Source organism: Pseudopedobacter sp., assembly GCF_040392825.1.
Classification (GTDB): Bacteria; Bacteroidota; Bacteroidia; order Sphingobacteriales; family Sphingobacteriaceae; genus Pseudopedobacter.
Map to the genome: position 1 here is coordinate 1 of NZ_JBEBVH010000131.1, position 10,716 is coordinate 10,716.

At 35.8% G+C, this 10,716-nt stretch carries 10 protein-coding genes; 4 read left to right on the forward strand and 6 right to left on the reverse strand.

From position 1 onward, the window contains the following. Positions 1-90: 90 nt before the first annotated feature. Together ABWO41_RS10500 and ABWO41_RS10505 are read right to left on the reverse strand one after the other, a co-directional pair. Complete coding sequence (locus tag ABWO41_RS10500; protein WP_353137454.1) at positions 91-618, reverse strand: hypothetical protein; 528 nt, start codon at positions 616-618, stop codon at positions 91-93. Between the two features lie 54 nt (positions 619-672). Beyond that, positions 673-1,542 (reverse strand): AraC family transcriptional regulator, encoded by an 870-nt coding sequence (locus ABWO41_RS10505; RefSeq protein WP_353137456.1) that lies wholly within the window; start codon positions 1,540-1,542, stop codon positions 673-675. A gap of 159 nt (positions 1,543-1,701) precedes the next feature. Between ABWO41_RS10505 and galK the strand changes: the two genes are divergently transcribed. The 4 genes from galK (at position 1,702) to ABWO41_RS10525 (ending at position 4,821) form a co-directional block, all read left to right on the forward strand. Next, entirely contained in the window at positions 1,702-2,859 is a 1,158-nt protein-coding gene (gene galK, locus ABWO41_RS10510) for a galactokinase (RefSeq protein ID WP_353137458.1), read from the forward strand. Between the two features lie 12 nt (positions 2,860-2,871). Then, positions 2,872-3,915 carry a UDP-glucose--hexose-1-phosphate uridylyltransferase gene (locus ABWO41_RS10515; protein ID WP_353137460.1) on the forward strand — a complete coding sequence of 348 codons (1,044 nt, stop codon included), beginning with the start codon at positions 2,872-2,874 and terminating at the stop codon, positions 3,913-3,915. A 127-nt stretch (positions 3,916-4,042) separates the two neighbouring features. Next, the gene (gene gloA2 / locus ABWO41_RS10520; RefSeq protein WP_353137462.1) at positions 4,043-4,426 is read left to right on the forward strand and encodes an SMU1112c/YaeR family gloxylase I-like metalloprotein; all 384 of its coding nucleotides are present in this window, start codon (positions 4,043-4,045) and stop codon (positions 4,424-4,426) included. Continuing rightward, positions 4,423-4,821, forward strand: coding sequence for an OsmC family protein (locus ABWO41_RS10525; protein WP_353137464.1), 399 nt, complete (start codon positions 4,423-4,425; stop codon positions 4,819-4,821). Before gloA2 ends, ABWO41_RS10525 begins: the two co-directional genes overlap by 4 nt. Here ABWO41_RS10525 and ABWO41_RS10530 read toward each other — a convergent pair. The 4 genes from ABWO41_RS10530 to ABWO41_RS10545 all read right to left on the reverse strand — a co-directional run. Beyond that, a complete protein-coding gene (locus tag ABWO41_RS10530; RefSeq protein WP_353137466.1) occupies positions 4,818-6,014 on the reverse strand; it encodes a CynX/NimT family MFS transporter in 1,197 nt (398 codons plus the stop codon). The two genes, ABWO41_RS10525 and ABWO41_RS10530, sit on opposite strands and share 4 nt — an antisense overlap. Before the next feature lie 186 nt (positions 6,015-6,200). Beyond that, positions 6,201-7,553 (reverse strand): polysaccharide lyase 6 family protein, encoded by a 1,353-nt coding sequence (locus ABWO41_RS10535; protein WP_353137468.1) that lies wholly within the window; start codon positions 7,551-7,553, stop codon positions 6,201-6,203. Between the two features lie 11 nt (positions 7,554-7,564). Continuing rightward, positions 7,565-9,889, reverse strand: coding sequence for a chondroitinase-B domain-containing protein (locus tag ABWO41_RS10540; protein WP_353137470.1), 2,325 nt, complete (start codon positions 9,887-9,889; stop codon positions 7,565-7,567). 96 nt (positions 9,890-9,985) lie between these two features. Continuing rightward, positions 9,986-10,716, reverse strand: a 731-nt coding sequence (locus ABWO41_RS10545; protein WP_353137472.1) for a hypothetical protein, incomplete at its 5' end; no start/stop codon positions are given.

A 10,716-nucleotide genomic window follows, 5' to 3' on the forward strand; every position in this document is an offset into this window, starting at 1 on the left:
TAAAGTTATATAAATATATAATTTTATATCTCTTTTAATAAAAAAGACCCTTAAAAAGGGCCTTTTATTATTAAAAATACAAAATCATGACTATTTTGAAAGGTTAAAAGAGTACGCTGCTCTTAACGCAACCATACCATTACTTCCGCCATCGTACTCAAAACCTTCATATCTTAAACCAACATCCCATTTCTGATTGGCATAACCTATATTGGGAGCCCATACAAATGGAGTTCCATGATCTGATTTTACAGAGAATGCTACCCCTACTTCCGGTTGCACATAAAAGGTATTTCCAAAGAAGAATTTAGCACCTGCTTTTAACGGAATTAGATCTGAACCGATTTTTTCTCCAGCTACCTCGGGCTTACCTAAAAAACCATAATATCCGGTAGTTAACGTTAAGGAAGTTCTCCCTACCAAATCATGTTGCAATCTAAGATCTGGTGCTATTACAAAATCGGCGTTGTCTTTGGTTGGCACACCTAAACCTAAACCAATTCCCAGTCGTGTACGTGTTCCGTCAGGATTAGACTCCTGCGCTTTAACATTGTTATTATTCATACTAAATGTTACTATAGCTGCTACAGCAAGCATTTTAATTGAGTTTCTAATCATAGTTTTAAAATTTTATTTATAAAACATGACTATCAATTCAAAAGACATACCAAATTATTTCTTTAGTATCTCCTGCCTGTACTTAACCGGTGATATTCCTATTGTTTTTGTAAAAAGACGCGAAAAATATGCTGCATCCTGAATACCAATTTTATAAGCTATCTGTTTAATTTGTAAACCAGTATTTTCCAGATATTTACAAGCCTTTTTTACCTTTAGCTGGTTAAAATATTCTAAAGGAGATACACCTGTTTTTTCTCTGAAAAGATGAGAAAACTGAGAATTTGATAAACTTAGAATTTTAGCTAATTCTGGTAAAGATAAATTTCCGTCGACTTTTCTTTTCATGAATTCTATTGCTTCTTCTATTCTATTGGCTTTACTGTACTGATTTTTTTTATGTGAATTTGTACTAAAAACAAGCGAGCTCAAAAAATTCAATAAACACATCTCCAACATTTTTAAATTGTCTGCGCTGTAACCTTTATTCAGTTTGTCGAATATGGCGTTGAATAAACAAACCCTTTCTTCGTTATAAGCAAGGCTTCCCTTATAATCGCCATTATGCTTGTAAAAAAAATCGAGCGTCTTTGCTACCCAATCTGAATTATCTTTGAAATAAAACCAATAAAAGCTCCAGGGATTTTCTTTACTGGCACAATAGATATAATTAATTGATTTTGGCACAATAAAGAAGTCTCCCACATTCAATATATATTTTTTATTGCGGATAGTTATCTCGCCAAATCCTTCTACACAATACAACAATATATATTGCTCTTTTTCCATTCCATCGTTGTACTGATGTCTGGCTTTTGGGAAAAAACCGATTTTTGAAAACATAAGACTTCCCAAGTCCTGTTCTTTTAAAACACTTTTTATGTCTATGATACGTTCACCTGAAAAGCCTTTCTTCTTTTTCATGTTAGCAAAATAATCCAATTAATACGTAATATTATCCAATATTAAAGACTTTATTTACTATAATTTCAAAAAAATTTTAGAAGGAAAATGATTATATTGACTAATACTTAACGAGACCTGTCTCAAAAACCTGTTAGTCAGTTAATTTAGATAAATTAAATGGAACAATCTCATCAATTAGTTATTTCAACATTTAAAGCAAATTTCGATCAGGACCACCCTATCGTTGTTTGTTCACCAGGAAGAGTAAACCTCATTGGAGAACATACCGATTATAATATGGGTTTCGTTTTACCTGCAGCTATAAATAAAGGTATTTACATTGCAATTAGTAAAAGAGAAGACGATGTAATTTCATTAATAGCCGCCGATCTTAATAAAAAACATCAAACTACGCTTAAAGACTATAAATATTCTGATGATAATTGGCCCAATTTCATTTTAGGAGTTGTAGATCAGTTATTGAAAGCAGGAAAACACATTCGGGGCTTTAATGCTGTTATTTCAGGCGATGTTCCTTTAGGTGCCGGAATGTCTTCGTCTGCTGCACTAGAATGTGCAGTTGCTTTTGCACTGAACCATATTTTCGACCTTGGTTTAGACAAACTTTCTTTGGTACAAAAGGCACAAAAAGCAGAAAACGAATTCGTAGGTCTGCAATGCGGGATCATGGATCAGTTTGCCAGTGTATTCGGTAAACAGAAACATGTCATCAAATTAGACTGCAGATCACTGGAATATGAATATGTTCCTTTTGACCTGAAAGGTATAAAAATTGTTCTTTTCGATTCTATGGTTAAACATTCGCTGGCTTCATCTGAGTACAACGTACGTAGAAGCCAGTGTGAAGAAGGTGTTTCTATTATACAACAAAGCTATCCTGAAGTTAAAACTTTGAGAGATGCTACCATAGAAATGGTAGAAACCTGCTTAAAGGATGCCAGCGCAGATATTTACAATCGATGTAAATATGTTGTTGAAGAAAATGACAGATTGCTAAATGCTTGCGAAGATTTGAAACGCGGGGATATAGAAGCCTTCGGACAAAAAATGTACGATACGCATGAAGGACTAAGCAAATTATATGAAGTAAGCTGTCCAGAATTAGACTTTATTGCCGCCAATGCTAAAAAAGAATCTGCAATTTTAGGTGCAAGGATGATGGGCGGAGGTTTCGGCGGCTGTGTAATTGCCCTGGTAAAAGAACCTGAAGTAGATCAGGTTGTGAAACGAATGAAGGACCTTTATTTCCAGAAAATGAATAAGGGTATGAATGTCTACATTACTCAAATAGAAGACGGAACAAGAATATTATAAGAGGATTGAATAATGAGCTTTAATTTCGAAGAACATCCACATAAAAGATTAAACATCCTTACGGGTGAATGGGTTTTGGTTTCCCCGCATAGAACCAAAAGACCATGGCAGGGAAAAGTAGAAAACTTACCGGCTGATAACAGACCAGCTTACGATGAAAAATGTTATTTATGTCCGGGAAACACTCGTTCCGATGGAAGTATAAATCCTAATTATACTAGTGCTTATGCTTTTACCAACGATTTTTCCGCTTTGTTACAAGACACTCCCGTTGGGAATTTGGAAGATGGATTATTACAGGCTTCCAGTGAAAAAGGAATTTGCAGGGTTATTTGCTTTTCTCCGCGACACGATCTGACTTTGCCACAAATGGACGAAAACGATATTGTAAAAGTGATTGAACTTTGGCAGGATGAGTTTTCTTCTTTAAGCAAAAATGAGTGGATTAAGTACATTCAGATTTTTGAAAATAAAGGCGAAATTATGGGATGCAGTAATCCTCATCCACATGGCCAAATCTGGGCGCAAAGTACAATTCCTGGAGAACCAGCAAAAGAAAGCTTCCAATTCAAGCAATATTTTGACAAAAAAGGTAAGAGTATACTTACTGACTATATTGAGCTGGAACAAAAAAAACAGGAAAGGATTGTCTGCGAAAATGAACATTTTATTGCTTTAGTACCCTTTTGGGCAGTCTGGCCTTTTGAAACATTATTAGTAAGTAAAAGACAGGTTCAAAATGTTCTTGAACTTACTGATAGCGAAAAACAGGCTTTTGCACAGATATTGAAAAAATTAACAATAAAATACGATAATCTTTTCGAAACATCATTTCCCTACTCAGCAGGAATGCACCAGGCTCCCGTAAATGATGGCGAACATCCCGAATGGCATTGGCATATGCACTTTTATCCGCCTCTGCTTCGTTCGGCAACAGTTAAAAAATTCATGGTAGGATATGAAATGCTGGCTAATCCGCAAAGAGATATCACTCCAGAACAAGCGGCTAAACGATTGAAAGAGTTGAGCGATGTGCACTATTTGCTAAAAAAATAAACAAAGAACCAAACCAAATAATCGTGATCACTACTTTATGTTAAGTATGTAATCACGATTTCTTATTTTAGGAAATTCAGATTTTTAGTTTCTGCCTATACAGGCTGATAGTTTTGAATTTAAATATATGCTTGAAAGAATACATCATATTGCTATTATCTGCTCTAATTACGAAGTTTCTAAAGATTTCTACACCAGAATATTGGGTTTGGAAATCATTAACGAAACTTACCGGTCTGAAAGAAAATCGTATAAATTAGATCTGGCACTCAACGGAAATTACATCATCGAATTGTTTTCTTTTCCCGCACCACCAAAACGAGTATCCCGACCAGAAGCTTCCGGCTTGAGACATCTGGCTTTTGCGGTTACGGATATACGAAAAACTATAGAGCATTTAACGCTAAATGAGATTTATACAGAAGATATTAGGATAGATGAAATAACCGGGAAGCGTTTTACTTTTTTTTCTGACCCGGATGGTTTACCTTTAGAAATTTACGAAATATGACATCGAATATACATACTGTTACGGCTTATAATGCCAACGAAAGATACAGAACTATAATTACAGATAACACCAATCAAGTTATAGCGGACGAGCCTATAGAAGTTGGAGGCACTAATCAGGGGCTTTCCCCTTCCCAACTTTTGGCTTCTTCATTAGCTTCCTGCTCGGCAATTACTGTAAGAATGTATGCCGACAGAAAAAAGTGGGATTTAAATGAGATTATTGTCAATGTTTCTATTGTCACCGATCCGGAAACTAAGACCACAAAATTCAAAAAACAGGTCGATTTTACAGGCAATCTGGATGATGACCAAATTGCCAGATTAAAACAAATTGCGAATAAATGTCCTGTTCATGTGGTGTTAAGTAATCCAATAGAAATAGTTACAGATTAAACATACCTATTTCTGGAAGCTAGCAACCCCAGGGTTAACAGGGCAATAGATAAAAAAACATAAAGCAGAAGCGGATATGTCCAGTCCAGGGTTAAATCATAAATAAGGCCAAACAAAGGTGGTGAACAGGCAGCTATCAGGTATCCGAAAGATTGTGCCATGCCCGAAAGCTGAGCTGCTCTCACGGATGAGTTTGTACGCAACATAAAAAACATCATTGCTAAACTGAAAGCCAAGCCTCCTGAAAACCCGATAGCCAATACAGAAGGAACTATGTATGTAGTTTTATAGCATACAATACCTATAGTTCCCAGCAATAAAGTTATTGCTGTTAGCCAAACCAAGGGAGCCTGGTTCTTCATCCGGACTGCCAAAATTGGCCCAATAAAAGTTATAGGTAATTGTGCGAGTTGGACGTAAGAAAATGTCCATCCGGATTGTTCTTTGGTCATTCCCCAATCTTGTAAAATCACCGGAAGCCATGCTACCAGCATATAGAACAAACAGGACTGTAATCCCATGAACAATGTAATATACCACGCTAAAGGCGATTTTAGCAAACTACCGAAGCTCTCCTTTTTTTGTTCTGTTGCTATGCTTGGTTTAATATGTTTTTTTTTATTTATAAGCTGAGGGATCCAAATAAAGAAAGCAACTAAAGCCAGTATAAACCAAATACCTATTGATCCTTTCCATCCCCATCCGGTAATTTTCCCCATTTTTATACTATATCCCGCAGCTAATGCCCCAACGAGATTCATAGATACAGTAAAGACACCTGTTACAACTCCCATATGCGCAGGAAATCTGTCCTTAATAAATGCCGGCATTAACACATTTCCCATCGCTATAGCTGTTCCTATCAGTGCCGCTCCCAAAAATAGAAGACCAACATTCCCAAGAGTTCTTATAATGAGTCCGGATGCCAGAACGAGCATAGAAAACCAAAGCACTTTTTCTATTCCAACTTTAGAAGCGAGTTTTGGTGCTGTTACCGATAAAAATCCAAAAGCCATTAAAGGTATGGTAGTAACTAAGCCAGATTGGAAATTGCTCATATGCAGCTGAGCACTTATTTCTGAAATAACCGGTCCAACGGAGGTTATAGCAGCTCTTAAATTTGCAGATATAAAAAACACACCGACTACAGCAATAATTGCATTCCAATTAACTTGCTTTTTTTCTTCTTCCATGCCTAAAAATGCTTTTGCAACAAAATTGAATCTGCAAATTTAAGCTTTGCTTTGTTAACGATTTGTAATAAAGCCAGGGTGGATTCGATAAAAATTATTCGATTATGGTCTATACAGCTTATGTAATAAATAAAAAAGACTGTTAACTAACAGCCTTTTCTCTTATTAATGAAACCGATCTGTCAATTAAAAATTCTTAGTTGAGCCCCATTCAGGGCCTATCTTCACATTCTTCCAAAATGGCACTCTTATATTGCTTTTCTTTTGCCAGATATCATCTGATTTTATTAAATCTGTACCCATTTTTATAAAACCTGCAGGTAATTGCGATGCGTCAGCCTGATTATTCTCTATTAACATCCCTTGTGGTTCGTCTTCAACTTTTAAAAGGGTACGGGTGTTAATAACATAGTTGTTCTTCAGAAAGCCACCTTTAGGGGCCAAAACCCTGGTTTCATTTTTACCAGACCCAAGATTGATCGCTTCTTTAGAATCTACAATAATATTGTCATAAATCTGGGCGTCAATTACCTGAAAATATTCATGTAATTGAGGCTTTTCTAAGGCGTTCATAACGGCAATAGCAGCTCTCAATCCATTCCCATCCAAACCTTGCAAATAATTACCAAAAACTTTATGATTCTCGCCTATCACTCTAATCCCCCCGGTACTTTTTTTACCATTTCCTATCATGTAGTTGTTAGAAACAGTATTAAAGTTACCATGTCTGAAAGTTACCGTTCCATTACATTCATAAAAAAGGTTATTATTGATAATATTATGGCCTGATTTTATAGATATTATTTCCATCTCTCCATCACACTTATCGAAAACATTATTCTCTACGGTAGTATAAGAGTCATGCATAGACCATGTACTTGTGCCTATTCTTATAGTTTCACCTCCGTTCACTCCCAGTGCTGGTCTCGGACCAAAGTAATTATAATCTATTTTATGATAATTTGGTTTCTCATCTAACCAAACCACCAAAGTAGTCCCCTGATGTGTTTTGCCCGTAAAATCGCAATGGTCTACCCTATTATTTTCCCCGTTTAAAGAAACCCATTTGTAATCCCGGGTTTTATCAGAAGGATTATAGTCAAATATCACAGAATTTGTTAATCTGCTATTTGAAGCATTTTTTGTAAAAAGAATAACATCTGCTTTTTCGGAAAATCCATCTTTAAAAACAAAACCATCTACTACAAGCCAACTACCATCTATTTTAAGATTTGAGTTTCCGCTAAATACAGTTTCTCCTGCTTTTTCAACGGTAATCAATATAGGTTTATCTTTAGTCCCATTGGCTTTAATATTAATCTGCTGATCTTTCCACACTCCTTTTTTGAAGATCACTTTATCTCCCGGTTGTAATTTTAGCATGTTAAATTGCTCAATAGAACCAACATGATATATATTTCCTTCTTTTGTCTGAGGCTGAGAGACATGAATGTCTTCAGTAATTTTTTCTGACGCACAAGCCTGAGAAAGTACTGGGAATAATAGAAACAATGAAAGGGTTAAGTCTTTATAGTTCATCTTAATGAAGATTAGTTTAATTGAGCTCCCAATACTTTACCATCTGATGATTTAGATTTTAAAGAAGACTCACTTTTAAGGTTAAAGTTTAACTGATTAATATTAACAAATTTCGGATCGGCGTTGTATATGTTATTGCCCATAACTTTGTTGTAGAAAGATTCTACTCTTCCTGAATTATAAAAATTACAGTAATCTACCAATATATTGTCCCATCTGAACTCTCTGAATTCTATAGAACGGCCTCCTTGTCCAGTATTAGAAAAAATACTATTTGTGATTGATGCATGCTGTACTCCTGCTAATCTTACGGCAGTTCCCTGCTCTCTGTTCTCCACTTCATTAAAAGTACAATGGTTTATAGTTACAAAAGGCCCTAATGTACTTTCGTCATTCCCTCCACGGTAAACATTTATTGCACTTCCGAGTATATTTGTAAATACAGTATTGATAACAATTGTATATTCTGCACCGTAAATTCCTCTATCTTCTTTTTCTTCGGCAATATTTACAGCTGTTCCCGAGATATTTCTAAACAAGGAATTCTTAATCACTAAACTATCTGCTAATGTACTTTTAGAAGCCTTAAAGCCCGCAAATGAACCTTCATTATAATCGTAAAATTCACATCCGTCTATGGTTAAATTATAGTGCATGTTCATTGGCTTATCTGTAGACCTGATTCCTGCCTGAACATTTCCATAGCTCTCAAAAGCGCCCTGAAAAGCTATATTTTTTACCAGTAACGATCCTCCGTTTTCGATGGTGATAAATGCAGGCAAAGTTTTGTAAGACGCATTTACAAAAATTGGCTTTTTATTTAGCTCCTTATCTGCTGCAATTACCATTGGTTTATTGATGATAATTTCAGATTCCAATCGGTAAACTCCTTCATCCGCTAGTAAAATAGTATCACCCGCATTGGCTTTATTTATATACTGCTGCAGGCTTTTAATTTCAGACGATCTAATAGCAATGGCTTTGTTTCTTACATTTGGAATGGTTTTATCCGGATTAAACCATTTTGCACCAACATCTTTTACGGTAATGAAGGATAGCTTTTTAGGATCCGCACCAAAGCCTTTGGCTTGAGGAACTGTAGTTCCATTTTTAGTAAAAAAAGTAGTTTTGATCTGGCTGAAACCTTTTCCAACGTTGGTTTTGTCTACTGCATTATCGGTTATTAAAACTCCACCGTCATTATTTTCGTCATGATAAACCGGATCTGAAGGATTTATAAATAAATTTTTTTGAAATGTAACTCTCTGCGGGGACAAGGTACGCTCTGCATCTTTACCTGCACCAAATGTAAGCGGAGTACAGTCTACGAATGTATTATTCTCTATTTGCGCATCAACGACCTGATAATATCGGTTGATTAACGAGTTAGGTACTCCGTTCATTACAGCAATAGGCGATCTAAAACCTGTACCCCTCAACCCCATAAAAACGTTATTAGTTACTTTATGACCGGGATTAACAATCCTAACACCACCAGTAAAAGGTTTATTGTTTCCTATAAACAGATTAGAGTTTACCACATTGCCCGAACCATGTCTTAGCACTAATCCACCTTCACACTCAAAAAAAGTATTTCTACTGATATTGTTTTCTCCTGATTTTATAGAGACAATTTCGACCTCTCCATTACAATGTTCGAAATAGTTATCTACAATTTGTGTTCTGGAAGGTGTTAACGAGTATCTGGAAACCCCTATTCTAATTGTCTCGCCTCCATTTGAACCAAAACGCTGACGGCCTTTAAAGTAATTATGATCTACACTATGATAATTTTGCTGGCTTCGTTCATCATTTAACTCGGCAATTAAAACCGGACCAGCTGTTAATTTGTCTATAAAAGTACAATGATCTACCCTATTGTTCTTTCCCCATAACACTATCCAGTTTTCATTTCTGAAACGCTCCGGATTGTTAAAACCTTCAATTACACATTCTGTAAGACGACAGTTGTTTGCCAATTTGTCATTATTTACTCTGAAAACGATTAAATCCTTTTCCGATGTGTAACCATCTTTAAAATGAAGTCCTTTTATTACTAAATGTTCTCCAGCTATTTTTAATGATGATTGTCCTGTTATGGCCACCTTACCTGAATTTTTAGGCGTAATAACAATTGGCTTTACAGAGGTACCTTTTCCCTCTACAACCAGGTTTACATTTTGCCATTCTTTGCTTTCCAAAAATATGGTATCACCTGGTAATGCATTTTGAACAGCTTTCTTCAGTTCTGACGGAGAAGAAACGATTGTGTTTTTGGCTTGTGTTAATGAAGATCCCAATAAGAAGACTCCAAGTATGAAATTGAATTTCGGCATATATTTAGGTTTAAATAGAAAGCTAAAATACCATATCATTCAGATTCGATAATCTAAATGATACGGTATTTTAATTAATACATTCCTTTTGAAAATTTACTTTTGAACATACATATCGAACTTAATAGTTGCTTCTTTAGGAGCAGCAGTACTATAATTTACTTCTTTTACCCTCAGAATTACGTTTACTATACCACCATTCTCTTTAGGAACCTGTGCCCATATCAAATTCCGTGTAGTTGCATTAAATTCATTGGCGCCTCCATCAGCGGGGTTCTCTACATATTTAGCCTGCGAAGAACTTGGGGCTTTTATTCCTGTAAAAGCTTCATCATCCAAACTGGTGATATTTCCTGATTCTATATTTGCGTAAAAAGCTGCTGTGGCGGCATTGTCGTCTCTTAAGATAGCCCTGAATTTAGTAGCTTTCATGGCTGATATATCCGTTGGAGGCACTCCCCATTGGTTTGTTCCGCAATAGATATTTTTGCCTATGTTACTTGAACCGGATGGCGAATAAAATGTTGCATTTGTAGATGTTCCATAAAACAAAAATGCGACGCGTTGGTGGTCTTTTAACGGATCTGCACTATTTTTCACTAAATCATGCAAGTCACAGCTTCCCATCACCGTCCAGGTCATGTCATGTACCCAGTTAGCTACGGTATTATTATCAGATGCACCCTGAGCATCCATCCAGACGTCTGTTCTTAGTACATATGCTACAGTAGTTATTTTTATGGTATGCGCAGTTGTTAAACCAGAACCGTCATACAAAATAATTTGTACATTACCTGCTTCAGGCCTGTACGTGTAAGTATAATTTA